The organism is Synechococcus sp. Cu2B8-bc1011 (assembly GCF_047302735.1).
Lineage (GTDB): Bacteria > Cyanobacteriota > Cyanobacteriia > PCC-6307 > Cyanobiaceae > Synechococcus_C.
In genome coordinates this window covers 1,851,340-1,867,929 of record NZ_CP138915.1, presented here as the reverse complement: position 1 = coordinate 1,867,929, position 16,590 = coordinate 1,851,340, and the positions used below count along the sequence as shown (strand labels likewise).

At 51.8% G+C, this 16,590-nt stretch carries 18 protein-coding genes and 1 other RNA gene; 12 read left to right on the top strand and 7 right to left on the bottom strand.

Going from position 1 to position 16,590, the window contains the following annotated elements; translation table 11 throughout:
- Positions 1-78 precede the first annotated feature (78 nt).
- The 3 genes from SIC18_RS09670 to SIC18_RS09660 all read left to right on the top strand — a co-directional run bounded on the left by SIC18_RS09670 (position 79) and on the right by SIC18_RS09660 (position 3,031).
- Positions 79-936: a TIGR04168 family protein gene (locus tag SIC18_RS09670; protein WP_413429456.1), complete on the top strand. Its 858-nt coding sequence runs from the start codon at positions 79-81 to the stop codon at positions 934-936.
- Complete coding sequence (locus tag SIC18_RS09665) at positions 930-2,024, top strand: hypothetical protein (protein WP_413429454.1); 1,095 nt, start codon at positions 930-932, stop codon at positions 2,022-2,024. Before SIC18_RS09670 ends, SIC18_RS09665 begins: the two co-directional genes overlap by 7 nt.
- A gap of 263 nt (positions 2,025-2,287) precedes the next feature.
- A complete protein-coding gene (locus tag SIC18_RS09660) occupies positions 2,288-3,031 on the top strand; it encodes an endolysin (protein WP_413429453.1) in 744 nt (247 codons plus the stop codon).
- Positions 3,032-3,057: 26 nt separating this feature from the next.
- Here the strand turns inward: SIC18_RS09660 and SIC18_RS09655 are convergent, their stop codons facing one another.
- Positions 3,058-3,867 (bottom strand): TPM domain-containing protein, encoded by an 810-nt coding sequence (locus tag SIC18_RS09655; RefSeq protein WP_413429451.1) that lies wholly within the window; start codon positions 3,865-3,867, stop codon positions 3,058-3,060.
- A gap of 30 nt (positions 3,868-3,897) precedes the next feature.
- Between SIC18_RS09655 and SIC18_RS09650 the strand changes: the two genes are divergently transcribed.
- Positions 3,898-5,160, top strand: coding sequence for a class I SAM-dependent methyltransferase (locus SIC18_RS09650; RefSeq protein WP_413429450.1), 1,263 nt, complete (start codon positions 3,898-3,900; stop codon positions 5,158-5,160).
- On the opposite strand, the gene aroB is transcribed toward SIC18_RS09650, so the two are convergent.
- Positions 5,132-6,265, bottom strand: coding sequence for a 3-dehydroquinate synthase (gene aroB, locus SIC18_RS09645; RefSeq protein WP_413429449.1), 1,134 nt, complete (start codon positions 6,263-6,265; stop codon positions 5,132-5,134). The two genes, SIC18_RS09650 and aroB, sit on opposite strands and share 29 nt — an antisense overlap.
- Before the next feature lie 50 nt (positions 6,266-6,315).
- Here aroB and SIC18_RS09640 point away from each other — a divergent pair, with 50 nt between their 5' ends.
- The 3 genes from SIC18_RS09640 (at position 6,316) to ssrS (ending at position 8,628) form a co-directional block, all read left to right on the top strand.
- Positions 6,316-7,212, top strand: a complete 897-nt coding sequence (locus tag SIC18_RS09640; RefSeq protein ID WP_048346519.1) for a carbohydrate ABC transporter permease — start codon at positions 6,316-6,318, stop codon at positions 7,210-7,212.
- A gap of 27 nt (positions 7,213-7,239) precedes the next feature.
- Positions 7,240-8,442 carry a 5-(carboxyamino)imidazole ribonucleotide synthase gene (locus tag SIC18_RS09635; protein WP_413429448.1) on the top strand — a complete coding sequence of 401 codons (1,203 nt, stop codon included), beginning with the start codon at positions 7,240-7,242 and terminating at the stop codon, positions 8,440-8,442.
- Positions 8,441-8,628, top strand: a non-coding RNA gene (ssrS, locus tag SIC18_RS09630) — 6S RNA. The genes SIC18_RS09635 and ssrS overlap by 2 nt, the downstream gene beginning before the upstream one ends.
- A 460-nt stretch (positions 8,629-9,088) precedes the next feature.
- On the opposite strand, the gene SIC18_RS09625 is transcribed toward ssrS, so the two are convergent.
- Complete coding sequence (locus SIC18_RS09625; RefSeq protein WP_413429447.1) at positions 9,089-9,373, bottom strand: DUF2103 domain-containing protein; 285 nt, start codon at positions 9,371-9,373, stop codon at positions 9,089-9,091.
- A 73-nt stretch (positions 9,374-9,446) separates the two neighbouring features.
- Here SIC18_RS09625 and SIC18_RS09620 point away from each other — a divergent pair, with 73 nt between their 5' ends.
- A complete protein-coding gene (locus SIC18_RS09620; RefSeq protein WP_413429446.1) occupies positions 9,447-9,674 on the top strand; it encodes a hypothetical protein in 228 nt (75 codons plus the stop codon).
- Position 9,675: 1 nt separating this feature from the next.
- On the opposite strand, the gene SIC18_RS09615 is transcribed toward SIC18_RS09620, so the two are convergent.
- A complete protein-coding gene (locus tag SIC18_RS09615; protein ID WP_048346516.1) occupies positions 9,676-11,076 on the bottom strand; it encodes a BCD family MFS transporter in 1,401 nt (466 codons plus the stop codon).
- A 5-nt stretch (positions 11,077-11,081) separates the two neighbouring features.
- A complete protein-coding gene (clpS, locus tag SIC18_RS09610; protein ID WP_011619346.1) occupies positions 11,082-11,378 on the bottom strand; it encodes an ATP-dependent Clp protease adapter ClpS in 297 nt (98 codons plus the stop codon).
- A 74-nt stretch (positions 11,379-11,452) separates the two neighbouring features.
- Between clpS and petN the strand changes: the two genes are divergently transcribed.
- Genes petN through SIC18_RS09595 form a run of 3 tightly spaced genes read left to right on the top strand, consistent with a single transcriptional unit; the run spans position 11,453 to position 13,137 of the window.
- Positions 11,453-11,554, top strand: coding sequence for a cytochrome b6-f complex subunit PetN (gene petN / locus SIC18_RS09605; RefSeq protein ID WP_011619345.1), 102 nt, complete (start codon positions 11,453-11,455; stop codon positions 11,552-11,554).
- A gap of 1 nt (position 11,555) precedes the next feature.
- Positions 11,556-11,705 carry a hypothetical protein gene (locus tag SIC18_RS09600; RefSeq protein ID WP_157028569.1) on the top strand — a complete coding sequence of 50 codons (150 nt, stop codon included), beginning with the start codon at positions 11,556-11,558 and terminating at the stop codon, positions 11,703-11,705.
- On the top strand, positions 11,692-13,137 hold the full coding sequence (locus SIC18_RS09595) for a hypothetical protein (RefSeq protein ID WP_413429445.1): 1,446 nt from the start codon (positions 11,692-11,694) through the stop codon (positions 13,135-13,137). The genes SIC18_RS09600 and SIC18_RS09595 overlap by 14 nt, the downstream gene beginning before the upstream one ends.
- Here the strand turns inward: SIC18_RS09595 and psb29 are convergent.
- Positions 13,089-13,832: a photosystem II biogenesis protein Psp29 gene (gene psb29 / locus SIC18_RS09590; protein WP_413429444.1), complete on the bottom strand. Its 744-nt coding sequence runs from the start codon at positions 13,830-13,832 to the stop codon at positions 13,089-13,091. The genes SIC18_RS09595 and psb29 overlap by 49 nt on opposite strands.
- Before the next feature lie 81 nt (positions 13,833-13,913).
- Between psb29 and clpP the strand changes: the two genes are divergently transcribed.
- On the top strand, positions 13,914-14,504 hold the full coding sequence (clpP, locus tag SIC18_RS09585) for an ATP-dependent Clp endopeptidase proteolytic subunit ClpP (protein ID WP_413429442.1): 591 nt from the start codon (positions 13,914-13,916) through the stop codon (positions 14,502-14,504).
- 83 nt (positions 14,505-14,587) lie between these two features.
- On the opposite strand, the gene ftsH is transcribed toward clpP, so the two are convergent.
- Positions 14,588-16,522 (bottom strand): ATP-dependent zinc metalloprotease FtsH, encoded by a 1,935-nt coding sequence (gene ftsH / locus SIC18_RS09580; RefSeq protein WP_048348143.1) that lies wholly within the window; start codon positions 16,520-16,522, stop codon positions 14,588-14,590.
- Positions 16,523-16,590 lie beyond the last annotated feature (68 nt).

The following is a 16,590-nucleotide window of genomic DNA, read 5'->3' as shown; positions in this document are numbered from 1 at the left end:
CCTGTCTCGGAGTTGATTGCGGCCATTCTGGCCACATCGGGCAGGATATCCATAGCCTAGGCATCACTCCTGACCAGATTGCGCCTCGCCATTGCCGGCGACCTCCACGGTGATTGGACCTTTGACGACGAGCAGTTGCTCGATCAGCTGAAGCCTGATGCCGTGTTGTTTGTGGGCGACCTCAGTGACGGTGATCTTCGCTTAGTCAAGGCAATCACCCGCCTGAACCGTCCCTGCGCTGTGATTCTGGGTAATCACGATCGCGGAAGGGATCGCAGTGGTGAGAAGCTCAGACAGCAGCTTCTAATGCTGGGAGAGCTTGATTGCTCGTGGAGGATGCGCAATTGGTCCTCTCCGCCCGTTGCGATTATTGGCTGCCGTCCCTGCAGTTCAGGAGGAGGTTTCCACCTATCTGAAGCTGTTCGCAGTGTTTTTGGTCCAGTCACCGAAGAGGAGTCGGCCAACCGGATCGTTCAAGCCGCCTCTGGCGCCCCCGAAACCTGGCCACTTGTTCTTTTAGCCCACAGTGGTCCGACTGGTCTCGGATCCGATGCGTCGAGCATCTGTGGTCGTGATTGGAAACATCCTCACATCGACTGGGGGGATCGAGACCTTGCAATCGCTGTAGAGGCCATGCGCCGTCACCGAGCTGCTGATCTCGTGGTCTTTGGTCATATGCATCACTGCCTTAGAGGAGGCAAGGGAGAACGCCTGACATTCCATCGCGATCGATATGGCACTGCTTATGTCAATGCGGCTTGCGTTCCACGCTCTGGATCAGATGAGTCTGGACAGACTTTGATTCACTTCACCTGGGTGGAATTTGAGGGGCGTCATCTCAGTCTTGTCAGCCATCGCTGGTTTCATCTGGATGGAACCCTTGCCTATGAACAAACGTTGTTGCGGCAACCAAGAGAAAGCTTTTCGGCATGCTGATTTATCTGTGTCTCAGCAGTCATGGGTTTGGTCATGCTGCCCGGCAAGCCACTGTTTTGAGTGCTTTGCATCGGCTCCAACCAACCTGGAGGCTTGTGGTCAGTTCCCTTGTCTCTGCAGATTTTCTCAAGCTTGCCTGCGGGGCTGTCCCCGTAGAGCAACGTTTCGTTGGTTGGGATGTGGGCATGATCCAAGCCGATGCACTCGGCGTTGATCAAGACAGAACCTTGAGTTTCCTGATGGCTCTCGACAGGTCTCTCCCACACCGTCTTGACCAAGAGAGCGCCTGGCTTGCAGAGCAACAAACACCTGTTGTTGTTGTTGGTGACATTCCACCGTCCGCAGCAGTTCTTGCTGAACGAATTGGAGCTCCCTTGGTATGGATGGGGAATTTCGGTTGGGATGACATTTATGAGCCTCTTGGTGGACTCTTCACCAAGTATGCAGCTGCTGCGAGAGCTCATTATCAACAGGGGGAACTGCTGTTGCGCTGCCCTTTTTCACTGGCGATGGATTGGGGTTTAAAAGAGCAAGAGTTAGGTGTCACGGTCTCTGGGTTGCGTGAATTGCCAAGACCGTTGCGTCACCACTTGGAACAGATTCAACAGCCGCTTGTACTTGTTGGATTTGGGGGCCTTGGTGTTGCTATCGACCCTGCCTTATTCCGTCTCTGGCCCAATCATCATTTTCTGATGCCAGCCCCGGTGGCTCCCCAACTTCACGCCAAGCTTGAATGGGAGGCCAATGTCACGCTTTTGCCTCAAAGTGTGCGGCCTTTTGATGTGATGCCTTATTGCGACCGGCACTTAGGCAAGCCTGGTTACAGCACCTTTTGCGAGGCTTTAAGTCAGGAACTGGGGATGCATGTCGTGGAGCGTGATGGCTTCGCCGAAGCTTCCGTGCTGATGGATGGCCTTCGTCGTTTTGGAAATCACAGGATTCTGAGCCGCGATGCATTCGCTCAAGGTGAATGGGGGTTGGACCAGCCACTGGTCCAACCCATCCATCCCATGGCTTCAAAGCATGGTGCTGAAGAGGCAGCAAAGGCCTTGGCCCAGGTCGCGTCGAGCACTGTTCAGCACGGCTGATTGCTCCAATTACTTTTTTTAATCTCAGCTGAGACGCCACCCCTGCTCTCGCTTTGACGCACTTTGCGTCCAACTTGAGTCTTGTCTGCCTTTAGGGACAATTACTCGTCTGGCACATCAACTCTTGGCTTGCTTGGACCCGTTCGTCAAAGTTCCAGCCATTGAACCCGATGCGTTCAATTGAGTTCCTGTCTGATATTTCGATCGCCGTCATCTGAACGGTCTGTTGATCACCTCCTCCGGTCAATTCCTTTCTTTCACGTATGTCCTCTCTTGCGAAAACTGTCTGTCGGTTCCTTCCAGCAGCTCTCGCAGGTTTTGCTCCTGTTTTAGTTTCTTCTCAGGCTTCTCAAGCTTCCGTTGCTTCGCTTCCAACGCTGCAAGTTTCCCGCTCTGGTCTGATTACTTCCCATGAAGAGTCCCAAGCGAGTGCCCTTCCATACATCATCACTCCAGAGCGTCGCGCGCTTCTCAATACCATTCGCTTCGCCGAGGGAACTTGGAAAAACGGCCATGATGTTGGCTACCGCGTGATGTTTGGCGGAAGTTTGATGCGCTCGATGGATCGCCATCCCGATCGCGTGATTTACTCCTCCCGTTATGCGAGTGCGGCGGCTGGTGCTTACCAGTTCATGCCTTTCACCTGGGATCTAGTGAAGCGAAGTTTGGGGGTTAGGGGTTTTGGACCTGAAGTCCAAGATCAAGGTGCTCTGTTCTTAGTCCAAAGGCGAAAAGCCTTAAGGCTCACCGATGTGGGTGTGATGACACCTCAGCTTGCGGCGAAGCTTGCGCCGGAGTGGGCTTCCTTTCCCACTCTTCGTGGACGCAGCTACTACGGACAACCCGTGAAGCGTTTTGCCAATCTTAAGTCGTTTTACAACGTCAATTTGAGTCAGCTACGTCAGATTAGAGATCAGCGTCAGCAAGCGCTGAGTGAAGAGTCGGGCAGCACAGGAACTAAAGCTCCCGTTTGTACCGGTCCAACGATTCTTTGTGGAATGCCCTGAACGGGCCCTTGAGTGAAGTACTCGAATTACTTTTCTGACTCTTCAGCCAATTTCCTTCCCACTGTTGCTTGGGCGATCAAATATGCGCCCACCATCCCTCCAATGAAACCCATGCCGTTTCGAATCAGCGGCAAGAGATCACTTGTGCGTGTGACCACGGGTGCAATCCCAAACACACCAAACAACATCACCCATAGGGGAGACAGCAAAAGCACCCAAGCCCAGGCGATCCGTTCACCTTGTTGACGCGGATAAGCGGCAAAACCCGCAATTAATCCACCCAGTACGGATGTGGCCAAAGTTAAAAGCCATTGTTCCTTTGGTAGACCAGGAACAAACTGACAACCTCCCCGATCAAGACAAAGCTCTACCGCTCCGACCGTTGCCAGGATTGAACCGTCCTCGCCATTGTCTCGGACGTAATACTGATTCCCATAACGGGTTTGAAGTTCCACCCACCAGGTGCGTGGCATCAAGGCAAAGAATGCATCGCCCACGTTGAAATTGAGCAGGTTGCCGCCGCGGGGATCTCCGACAATTAACAAGCTTCGTTCATCGAGGCCCCAAAACTCTTTGATGGCAAGTCCAGGTGTCTTTTCATATTGGGTGAGAACTCGAACTTTCCATCCGCTGCGTTCTTCAAAAGCATCCAGTGATGTTTCAAGCTCTTTGAGCTGATTGTCACTGAAGGCTCGAGCCAGATCGATCACAGGCGTCGGATGGTCCGGAAGCAGCTCTGGGTTGTCGATCGCCTTGACGGGACTTGCGACCAGGAGCAACAGAAATAAGCTGAAGAATGGGAACAAGAATCGTGTGAAGCGCGGTTGTGTTCCCATAGCTCTGTCGCATTACAGGCATTCTCCTCAATGACAGGCCCTGCTGCGCCCTGCCCTTTATGGCTTCATCAGCGATTTGTTCAATCAGGCGGTTCAGTTCCCTTCTCCCAGTTCATGGCCTGGGCGCTTCATGACCCTGAGCACGGGTCCTATGGAAGTGGCCAACTGAAGATTGGCAAGGGTGGTGATTTTGTGACGTCAGCAACTCTGGGGCCTGATTTTTCAGCCTTAATGGGTTGTCAACTCGTCCAGTGGTTGCGTGCTCTCGCTCAGAAGCACCCATCAGAAACCCTCTCCATTGTTGAAGTTGGGCCTGGAGAAGCGGAGTTGAGTTGTGATCTCATCGATCATTTGTCCGAACATCTTCCTGACCTGATGCATCGGCTTGAGCTGGTGTTAGTTGAAATCAATCCTGGGATGGAACAGCGTCAACGCAATCGTCTGGAGCAGCACCAGGATTCACAACACACTCAACCACTCTTTCCGAAACGCTGGACTTCCTTGTCAGATCTCAAGACAAGGCCGGTGATTGGTGTCTTGATTGCTCATGAGCTCCTCGATGCTTTTCCGGTGGAACGCCTGGAATTGATCGACGGCCAACTTCGTCGTCAGACCGTTCAATTGCATCAAAAACAAACTGGCGGTGCAGATCTGCATTGGGGAACTGAACCCATTCCTCACGCGCTTCAGGAGCGCATGAATTCAACACTGTCAGCAACGCAGATCAGCTTGCCTCCAGCAGATGCGAAGGATGGTTGGACAACGGAATGGCATGACGAATGCGCCAGTTGGTTTGCTGAAGCCTCTGAGGCGTTAATCGAGGGCCATCTCCTTGTTGTCGACTATGCCCTAGAGGCTCATCGCTATTACTCCGCTCGACGCAGCGATGGGACTCTGATCGCCTATCGAAACCAAAGGGCCAGTAACAGTGTCTTGATGGATGCAGGACAGCAAGACATCACGGCTCATCTTTGCCTTGAGACGATGGTTCACCAAGCCACAACCAATGGGTGGTGCCTGGAGGGGCAGCGCCGCCAGGGTGAGGCTTTACTCGCCTTAGGCCTTGCTGAGCGTTTCAGCAGTCTTCAACAACTTCCTGGCAACCAACTCTCTGAGGTGCTTCAACGTCGTGAAGCACTCCTGCGTCTCGTCGACCCTTCCTGCCTTGGGGAGTTTCGATGGCTGTCGTTCCTGCGATTCAATCCGTTGGTTCCCAGCAACACACCGGGTGAGCGAAGTCAATTCCTTCAAGAACCATCAGGCCTCAACGCAACGCAGCCAAGCAGGCTCTGATTTCTTCATGACTAACGTTGTCCACGATCGACACAACACCGATGCTTGACGGCAAGACAAAGCGAAGACGACCATCACGGACTTTTTTGTCGCCTTGAAGCGTCTTTAAGACACAATCTGGATCCAGATCAGGCCATTGGCTGGGTAATCCAGCGCTTTGGATCAAACGTGTTTGTCGCTCCGCGTCGGTTTGAGCCATCACACCTCGTTGCACGGCGAGTGCTGCCACCGCCACCATCCCAATCGCCACGGCTTCGCCATGGAGCCAGGTGCCGTATCCGGTCAGCGTCTCGACCACATGACCAAACGTATGGCCATAATTCAGGATGGCCCTTTGACCACCTTCTTTTTCATCCGCAGCAACAACAAGTGCTTTGGCTTGTGCAGAACGTTCGAGCATCGTTGCCAGCAGCTCTGTAGAAATCGAAAGAGGGTTGTCAAAGCTGACGGATCGTTCGAGCAATTCGAACAGCTCTGAATCTCCGATGACGCCGTATTTGATCACCTCAGCGAGACCAGCCCTAAATTCCCGCGTAGGAAGGGTTTGAAGCGTATCTGGATCAATCATGACCAGCCGAGGCTGATGGAAGGCGCCGATCAGATTTTTCCCTCCTGGATGATTCACTCCAGTTTTTCCGCCAATCGCGGCATCAACCATGGCCAACAACGTTGTAGGCACTTGGATGACACCGATTCCTCGCAGCCAGCATGCCGCTGCAAAACCTGTCATGTCACCCACAATCCCACCGCCTAAAGCGAGCATGAGTGACTGGCGCTCTAATCCTTCGTCTTTGGCAGCATCAAGGATCGTGCTGAAGGTGGTTAAGGTCTTCTGTTCTTCACCCGCGGGGATCGTGAGCAAGGTGGCCTGAAATCCCGCCTGTTCGAGGCTGGTCAAACAACGGCTTCCATAGGGAGTCGCAACATCAACATTGCTAACCACCAAAATTTTTGTGTGTTCGCGAATCCCGAGTCGTCGCAATTCATTGCCGAGATAGTCGATCCCACCGGCGGAGATCACGACGTCATAGGGATCGCGTTCGAGTGCAACGCTGAGACGTCTTTCATCTGCCGATGCTGTTGTGCTCGGTTGGGATTGGATCATGCCGCCCGCTGTGACGGATCTATTCTCCTCCAAATCATCTGGCGCTGGTGATGGCTCTGCCTTCAACGTCCAAACAGCGATCGACGCTCATTGCTTGGGGATTTTTAGCTCCTGCTCTCCTTCTTTTGAGCCTTTCCGTCTTGGTTCCGGCCTTCATGGCTCTGGTGATTAGTTTCACGCAAACAGGTTTAGACGTTACCGAGCCACTCAAATTCATCGGCTTCGCCAACTTTCAGCGACTCCTCGGCGATCCAATGTTTTATCAGGTGCTTGGCACCACTCTGATTTACTTATTCGGCGTCGTTCCACCCATTGTGATCGGCGCCCTAACCCTGGCGGTTCTTGTCAATCGAATCCTTCCCGGTGTGCACATCCTGCGCGCTGCTTTCTATACGCCAGTTTTGGTCTCGATTGTTGTGGCTGCCATCGCTTTTCGTTGGCTCTATGCCGAAAACGGTTTAATTAACGGTTGGCTTAGCGCTTTGTTTGGTCAGGGATTCGTCCCCATTGATTTTTTAACCAATCCCTTTTTGGCCCTTCCCTCAGTGATGCTTGTCACCCTGTGGAAAGGCTTGGGTTACTACATGGTGATCTTTCTGGGAGGACTGCAAGGAATCCCGAAGGAACTTTATGAAGCCGCTGAGTTGGATGGAAGTGAAGGTTGGCGGAAGCATGTTGATATCACTCTGCCGTTGCTCCGTCCGTACGTGACCCTTGTGGCTGTGATCTCGGCGATTGCTGCAACAAAGGTGTTTGAGGAGGTTTTTCTGATGACACAGGGAGGTCCTGCAGACTCAACGCGCACCCTTGTGTATTACGTCTATGACCAGGCATTTGCAGAACTAGAGATTAGTTATGCATGCACGGTTGGACTCGCTCTGTTCCTATTGGTTTTGTTACTGACTGCCATTCGACTTGCGTTCGGAGGAGAACGAAGCCTGATTTAGGGCTGCCAGCGTTGCTAAAAGGAGAGAATGGCAAGCTTCCCCCAGACCGATCTGCAACGGATGCCCAGCGTTGACAACACAATTGGCGTTATCGGTGGCGGACAACTTGCCCTGATGCTCGGTGAAGCAGCGCAAACACGAGGTGTGACCCTTGCGGTTCAAGCGTCAAAAGCTGAAGATCCTGCAGCCTCCCTGGCGAAGGATTTAGTAATCGCTGGATCCACAGATGCCCATGCAACGAGAGAGCTCTCAACACATTGCGCCGGCATTACCTTCGAAAATGAATGGGTCGCTGTTGATGCATTGATGCCTCTCGAGCGACAGGGAGTGCAATTCACTCCATCACTTGCCAGCTTGGTTCCTCTCGTTAATAAGTTGTCCCAGAGACGGCTTCTCGATGATCTGTTAATCCCAAGTCCAGAGTGGATTTCATTAGCTGAACTGAATCCTGGGTCGCCATCCTTACCGAGCGGATGGACGTTCCCTGTCATGGCGAAGGCTGCCTATGGCGGTTACGACGGCAAAGGCACACGGGTTGTGAACGATCTCAACGGCTTGGCTCAGTTGCTTCGCAACGTCGATGCCAATGAGTGGTTCATCGAAGCCTGGATTTCCTACGAACAGGAACTTGCCCTCGTTGTCAGCCGAGATTCAAAAGGGCGAATTCGAAGCCTGCCATTAGCCGAAACGCATCAGAAAAACCAAGTTTGTGACTGGGTGATTGCACCGGCAGCAGTAAGTCAACTCGTTGAGGCTACGGCTTACAACATTGCCGCTTCACTTCTTACAAAGCTTAGTTATGTGGGGGTGATGACTTTGGAGTTTTTCTATGGATCATCGGGTTTATTTGTCAATGAAGTAGCGCCTAGAACTCATAATTCAGGGCATTTTTCAATTGAGGCCTGTTCCAGTAGTCAATTTGATCAACAACTCTGTATCGCTGCAGGTCTGGAAGTCCCTAATCCACAGCTCATTGCAGATGGCTCCTTGATGGTCAATCTGCTCGGCCTGAGTCATGACCAGGCTGAACCGCTTGACGAACGTCTTTCCAAACTCCGCTCAATTGAGGAGTTGCATTTGCATTGGTATGGAAAAGATGAAATCCCGGGACGAAAACTGGGGCATGTCACCACCCTGCTGAAGGGCCATAGCGCTGCTGAACGGGCCGAGAGAGCACAGCACATGCTGCAAAGTATTCGTGAAATCTGGCCCCTTCCCCTAAATTGGTAGCGAACTGCTGTGTTGGTGACAGCCTTTCTCTAGTGCTCTGATCTGACTCTCTTTCGACATGGGGTGACTGTCGTGTTGGTGCCGTAAACCGGTCTCGTAACCGGAAACGAATCCTCTCGAAATCTTTCGCCCCTTCTGGTAACTCCAGGTCGAACACTGGGGCTCGCACGGCACAGCGGTTCACCACCATGGATGCCGTCAGCAGGGCAGGAAGCTGCCTGTTACCTGGCTGGGACCTCACAAGGATTCACATTCAGCGTTGATGGGAGTGACTTGCAGAATCAAGTCATCATTAATGTTTTTAGGTTGATATTCTGAGTCTTGTTGGTTTGAAATAATTGTTCGTCTTCTAGTGATGGGGTGTTAATCGTGAAACTGAGAAGTGGTGCATTAGGTGCTACGAAAAAACCAGAACAGAAGCCTAGTGATTTGATTGGGATGAACATTGTTTCAATGACCATTTCAATTCAATAAAGAAAAGACAAGGGCTGCGAGTTGTGAAGGGCTATAGAACAAAAATAATCAACAGAAGAGATTCAAGGAAGCTTGAAGTCGTTGAATTCAGAGGTATCAGATTCTTGATTGTGGGTTCAGACTATGGAATGGAGCAGTGGCAAAGCGATAGAGATTGACTCGTTTGATGCACTTAGAGAATTGAGGATCTAGAGCTAGCTAAGCGTTGGACTAAATCTATTTTCTGCAGAGTTGTAATCACAAACACCTCCTGTGCAGTCCTGCCACGGCGTGCCATCAACTTGAATCCACCTCGGATTGGGACCGATGGCCTAAGCGTCAAGTCTTGGCAGCGTCCCTTGACCCTTGCAATCACTCCTGGAGTGATGGTTTGGATCTGTGGGTCATTCGCTAACACCTTGAGCCAGGGTATGAGCCCTTTCACGTAGGTGCTATGGGTCAAGACAAGACGGCCCACTAGGGGTTCAAAAGTAAAGCTTCTTTAAGTTAGCCACTCTGGCTAAAGATCAGGTAAGTGTTCTTTGCGAGCCATGCTCCGATCTGTCGATTCCCTCAGAACTGAGCTCTCAGGTCCGTTGACATCTCGAATGGGACCAAAAGCCAAGATCCTTACGGCTGAGGTGCATGGCGATGAGGTGCGGGGTCTAGCTCTTTGTCCTGGAAAAGTGATTCGGTATGTCTTTGCTGCTCAAACGCAACGGCTACACACCCAAGCCCTGTTGTCCTTAACCACCTCCACGAGTAAACCTGCCGCTTGATTCAACCATCGATTTCGGCCATCAACACCATGTCGAGTCGCTGCGCTGTGGATTCTCTGAATTGGCCGACGCTCAACTGATTAAGAACAATCAATGCGCCTGCCATGACAACAATTTCGATCGAAAACACCAAGCCGTAGCCAGCCATCGGACCAGCGTTGGGTAATAGCTGACGCCCAAGGTCAAGCAGTCCACCACCTACGACCTTTCCCATCCCTCGTGAGAGGGCTTGAGCTAAGCCCCAAATGCCTACAAAGGTTCCTGCCATCGCTGGGAGAGTGAGATCAAGCATCAAGGTCAGTGCGCTGTTGGTGCCGACGCCTGCAGCAAAGCCAAACAAGACCATGACGAGGGGGAGAAGGCCTGAGGCTTGCTGCCAGCCGCTGATCACCAACAGAAACAGAGAACCCATCACCATCCAGCAACCCAAACGGGCAGTGGCCAACTTCCCAAGTTTTGGTGTGATGAACCAGCCCGCTAGAAGCAAACCAACCAGTGTTCCTGATCCCCACCAAGCATTGAGCAGAGTGGTTTTAGACACAGGCATCAAAAAGACCTCAGCTCCAAAACTTTCCAGAATTGGATCCTGTAAAAAGAGTCCAAGGGTAAATAAAACTAAAAATCCAAAAAAGATCACAATTTGTCGGCTTGAGGTGACAACACCCCATGCATCTTGAAGTGTGATCAAATCCTGGACAGGTCGAACTGTTCCAGTTGCTATTGGCTTTTCCACCCCCCAGGTCGAAATAATGGTCAACACCATCACGATCGAGGTGATCGAGATCATGAACTTCTGAAGCCAACTCTGAAGAACGATTGGATCAGAAATGCCATCAATCGAGCTGACAGCAAGACTGATTGCAATCGCTCCAACGATGATTCCGATAGTGAGCATCGCCCAAATCACTCCGATGCATCGCGGTCGTTGTTCTTCCGTTGTGCGATCGATCACAAGGGCTAAATAGGAGGTACTAGCTAGAGAAGTCGCCAAGCCGTAAAGAGCAAATAAACCACAAAATGCCGCAACTCCAGCCGAAGCTAATAAGGGAGATCCACTGTCTAGAGCTTCTTTTACTTTAAAACTAACGGGAACACTTAAAGTCGCCAATAGACAAATGGCGATGGTCCCAAGCAGTACATAGGGAGTCCGATGTTGACCCATTAAGGGATGCGAGTCACTGAGATGGCCAAACAACACCCGTGCCGGTGAAACCAGTTGCTCAAATCCCAAACCACCGCCTGCCAGCAATGCAGGAAAGGCAAGTTCTGTAATGAGAATCCGATTAAAGGTCCCAGTGAAAAGCACCGCGAGGGTTCCAAGACAAGCCTGGAAGAGACTTAATCGGAGCAGGGTTGGCCAGCGAAGACCTTGAACCTCGTTCATCTCAATGGAAGCGGCCATGGGCGTTAATTGCGTTCCAGGGGAGCCATCGTGAGTCCCTCGCTACTGAGCTGTTGGTGGTAAAGCTCTGCGGGCTCCAGGGGGCCTGCCCACACTTCTGCAGCGCCTTCTCCATCGATTTGATGGGCCAGGGTCCAAGCCTTATCGCTATTCATCCCAGGAATGATTTTGCATAAACACTCAACGACGTGTTCGAACGTATTCACGTCATCGTTGAGAACGATGACTCTGGCATTCGGGTAACGCAGGGTTGTGCGTTCGGGCTGCAGGACGCTCGCGGTTCCAGGAGTTGCCATGGTCATAAGAAGTAATGAATCAACCAGTCAGTTCCGGAGGGGGAACCTAGGTAAACTCTCTACATTCAAGCGTTAATTCAATGCTGTTCACGATTGCCTGGGCATCCCTTGCTGCTGTCTTCAGTTTCTCGATTGCGATGGTGGTCTGGGGCCGCAACGGTGATGGCACCCTGAATTTCTGAAGTGAACGAGGCACTGCAAGCTCCCATCGTCAGTCAGGGATTGGCGATGACCGCTGCGGTTCTTTTGGTCTTTGTCAGCGTGATAGTCGTTTACCTTTCCACCATCGAGTGGAAAGATCGTCGTCGCAGGCGTTCTCGTGACCGCAGCTGAATCACTCCTGAAGATCTCCACCTATCGATCTCTCGCTCAGTCCCTCCCCCTCACGACACTGGGGTTAGGGACTGTTTTATTGAGCGGTCTGATTGGCGTCATTCTGAATCAGCCATCACATCAAGACGATGGAACCCCTGCATCGCTCAGTCGCGTCTCAGGGGCCTTCAGCTTGATTCAGTCCTTTCACGGAGATGCCAAACGCCCAGCACCCAAGCTTTGGAATCAACGCTTGGGTCTGGTGCGAGCTGGCAACCTATGGAAACGGCAGGGGCGATCGATTTGGTGGCAGGGGTGGTCAGAAGATGGCGATGCCTACTTGATTCTTCCCGATCAACTTCTGGCAGACGACAGCAAAAATCTGCGCAAACACCAGGTTTTGGGTTTGAGCTTGCTCGGCTCCGATGAGCTGCATCGTCAACAACTCATTCAAAGACTTCAGCGCCACTCCGAACGCCCAACGCAACCAACCTCCCTTCACAGTCGTTGTATGCAGCGTCTCGCTGACGCTCCAGCGGTGTTTTGGACGAGTGATGCACTCGCTGCAATCAGCGGAACCACAGCTCCCTTGCTTCAGCAAGGGAGTCATGGCTGTCTTGCACTGCGCCTCAATGGCAACACTCTTCATTGGGGCGGATACGTTGGCGATCGCTCGATTGCTCTTGCTGCATCACAACCCAAACAAGGCTGGAAGTTTTCAGTCTCTGATCGTCAAAAACCATCAAACTTTGACCAGGCCAGCCTCCTTGAAGTGCATGGAGCCCGTGTTGATTTGATTCTGGGAATGCTGCTGAGTCGGCAGATCATCCAAGAACCCTTGGAATCTCAGTACGGAGTGAATCAATCCACGCGATCAAGGCTCGCACTCTCACCCTTTTCGCTGCGATTACAACAACAAACCAAAGGGCCCTACCGGGCTGGACTCCAATTTCAAGCACCGTTGCCTGGAGGCTCTGCCGCTTGGGCCACTGTTCTTGATCAAGTAAGTAATCGTTTAGAGGAACGCGGCTTTCAACGATCTACTCCAGCTCAAGACAAGGCAAACCCAGCTGATGCTGTGATTTGGAACGATCAACGTGACGGGCAGAGCAAAGTTGTGGGGGGTTGGCGATGGTTGCAGGAATCCCAAAAAGCGCCGATCTTCAGTGCAGGGCTAGCAAGCCTTCCCGACACCAAACCCTTTTATCAAGTACTTCCACTGTCATCCCCTGCAGCGCTGAAGCTCAATGCCCGTCCCCGAAACCTTGAGATTCTGGGACTCATGAATGGATCGTGGCCTGCACTTCTAAAGCAGGCCGATTCCTTGCATCTTCAAGTCAAGCCGGCCATACCTTCTCCTAACCCGAAGGCATCAGGCCAACAGGCATGGTGGGAGATGAGTGGTCAATTAGTGATCTCTTCCGCAGCTGATTCATCGGGCGACGCAGATTGAGCGTCCGGTGTCTTTGAATCGCTTGCTTGAGAATTGGCCACCTGACGATCCCGTTTACGACGTTCTGCTGCCAAGGTTTCTTCAATCAGTTCCACGGCCTGGGCCATCTTTTGAAGATTGGATGTGTACAGGCTGAGGTCCTTATCCAAACGAGGTTTGGAAAGTCCAAGTTGCTCACCGATTTCATGGGCGAGGTTTTTGAGTTCGTCAGGATCTGAGGGTTCTCCACCTTGAGCGGATGAGAGCAGGCTCAACAAGCCCACAGCCATTAGTCGCGAGTAGTGAAATGACTCACCACCAACACTTGAGATTCCAGATGCCAAAGGCTCAGGAGCCCCAGCCCCGCGATTGGAAAGCCACTCACGCACTTCATTGATTGTGTGTCCTGACACCGCTGAGGTCGATCCCTCTGCGAGCTGTTGCAAGGCTTCAGGATCAAACCCATTGCATGTACAAATGGCTGCATAGAGCTCATCGAGGTGTTTTTCAGGCTTGTAGCCCTGAGTGAACGCCGTAAACACCTGACGTAAGCCAACAGCAAACAAGGCATCGCTCTTGAAATGCTGTTGGTGACTGAGAAGATGCAGCTCAACCAATAGCTCGTCAGCCGTCCTCCTGTACAGAGACGGAATCACATAGGGAAAAGCTGTATGAAAGGCACGTTTGCTGTCAGCGATCGTCCGTTGATCCGTCAAGGTCCTTCCACCCCACTTTGAATCAAGACCATAGCGCCGCTGCTGCCGCCGTTAGGATTGTTCTAACTGATGCTATGCAACATGATCCCGATTGTGATCGAGGAATCAGGACGAGGAGAAAGGGCTTTTGATATTTATTCTCGTCTCTTGAGGGAGCGAATCATTTTCTTAGGTGAGCCTGTCACCAGCGATTCTGCCAATCGAATCGTTGCGCAGCTTCTTTTTCTGGAAGCGGAAGATCCCGAAAAAGAGATCTTTCTATATGTCAATTCTCCAGGTGGATCGGTGTACGACGGGCTGGGGATCTTTGACACCATGCAGCACATTAAACCGGATGTTCATACCGTTTGTGTTGGCCTTGCCGCAAGTATGGGTGCTTTCCTTCTTTGTGCTGGCGCCAAAGGTAAGCGCAGCAGTTTGCAGCATTCTCGGATCATGATTCACCAGCCCTTGGGTGGAGCAAGTGGTCAGGCCAGTGATATTCGAATCCAGGCCGATGAAATCCTGTTCCTTAAGGATCGTTTGAACCATGAACTGGCCGATCGCACTGGACAACCTCTAGACAAAATCCAAGCCGATACTGATCGAGATTTCTTTATGTCTCCACAACAGGCTTTGGAATATGGCTTAATCGACAACGTCATCGATAAGAGCCCTGTCCGCTCGGTATAAAAAAAGACCCTCATAAAGAGGGTCTTTCAAATGAGTTGAAAATGATTGAAGACCAGACTTCTTAAAAGTCTGGTCTTTTTGCTTTAAGCCAGGATGGGAGAGAAACGTTCCTTATCAGGAATTTCAGCGAATTCAGCAACGACACTACGGAATTCATCACCGTCCATCGTTTCCTGCTCAATCAATTGCTCTACCAATTTGTCCATGGCTTGGCGATGTTGACCAACGAGTGCAACGGTTTCCTCGTAGCACTTCATCACGATCAATCGCACCTGCTCATCAATCTGTTTGGAGATGGCATCAGACACATCGCTACGCGTCATCAAATCGCGGCCCAGAAATACCTCCTGGCTGCCGCCCTCCAGAGCCATGGGGCCCAATTGGCTCATGCCGAACTGCGTCACCATTTGACGGGCCATGGAAGCCACCATTTGGATGTCACCACCAGCACCAGTGGTGACCTCGGAGTGACCGAAGACAACATCCTCTGCGGCGCGCCCTCCCAAGGCTCCCATGATGCGAGCTTTGAGTTGGGCACGAGACACGAGCATCTGCTCTTCATCTGGTGAAAACCATGTCAAGCCCTGAGCCTGTCCCCGTGGAATCAACGTGACCTTTTGAACAGGATCATGATCTTTCACGAGGGTGCCCACTAAGGCATGACCCACCTCGTGATAAGCAATCAATCGCTTGCTTCGACCATCGGTGAGGGGATGACCTTCCATACCAGCAATGATGCGATCCACGGCATCATCGATTTCTGAAATTCCGATACTCTCTTTGCGACGTCGCGCTGTAAGGATTGCTGCCTCGTTCAACAGATTGGCAAGATCTGCGCCTGTAAAACCAGGAGTCCTTCTGGCAATACTGTCGAGAGTGAGTTGCTCATCGAGTTTTTTATTCCTCGCATGAACTTCGAGGATGGAAAGGCGGCCTTTGATATCAGGAGCATCAACCGTAACTTGACGGTCAAAACGACCTGGACGCATCAGCGCCGAATCAAGGACATCAGGCCTGTTGGTTGCTGCAAGGATGATGATTCCACTGTTTCCTTCAAACCCATCCATTTCAGTGAGCAACTGGTTGAGCGTTTGTTCTCGCTCATCGTTGCCTCCACCAATTCCCGCACCACGCTGTCGTCCGACAGCATCGATCTCATCAATGAAGATGAGACAAGGACTATTCTCCTTCGCTCGTTTGAACAGATCTCGGACGCGGCTTGCACCTACACCCACGAACATCTCAACGAATTCAGAACCAGAAAGGGAGAAGAAAGGAACACCCGCCTCTCCAGCGATGGCTTTGGCAAGGAGAGTTTTACCTGTTCCTGGAGGACCAACCAACAAAACGCCCTTAGGAATCTGAGCACCAACAGACGTAAAACGCTCAGGCTGTTTCAAAAAGGTGACGACTTCTTGAAGATCTTGCTTGGCTTCGCTGACACCGGCAACATCATCAAATTTCACCCCTGTATCGGCTTCCATCGCAAAACGGGCTTTGGTCTTGCCGAACTGCATCGCTTGTCCAGGACCGCCTGGCATGGAATTTCCCCGACGAGCGAGAAAGATCAAAGATCCAATCAGCAGAAGCGGGAAGAGGAGGTTCCCAAGAATTCCTAGAGCTGGAGGTGTGGTCTTAGGTGGATGAATATCAAAACTGATGCCCTCTTCCTTCAGAGTATTGATCAATTCAGGAGCCAAGCCAGGCAGGTCAACCCGGAGCCGTTGAACCCGATTATCAAGATCAGGATCTACCGCTTCCACGACGGCATTGCGGCCACCGTCATAGATATCAACTGCCGTGACACGACCAGCTTCCACGTAATCCAAGAAACGTCCGTAACTCATTCGAGCAACAGCCGCATTGCGAGGAGCAACCGTGGTAGCTCCACCGGTTGAAGCACTACTGGTGGTGCGGACGTTATTCAGAGTTCCGCTTCCGACCAGCTGCCATACCAGCAGCAACGCGACGCCGATGGGAAGAATCCAAAGGGCAATCTGACGCCAGCGTTGATTCATGGATTCATCGTGATTCACACGACTGTAAGAGTTTCATTACCTAAACCGCTGTTTCAGGGCAAGGGGAT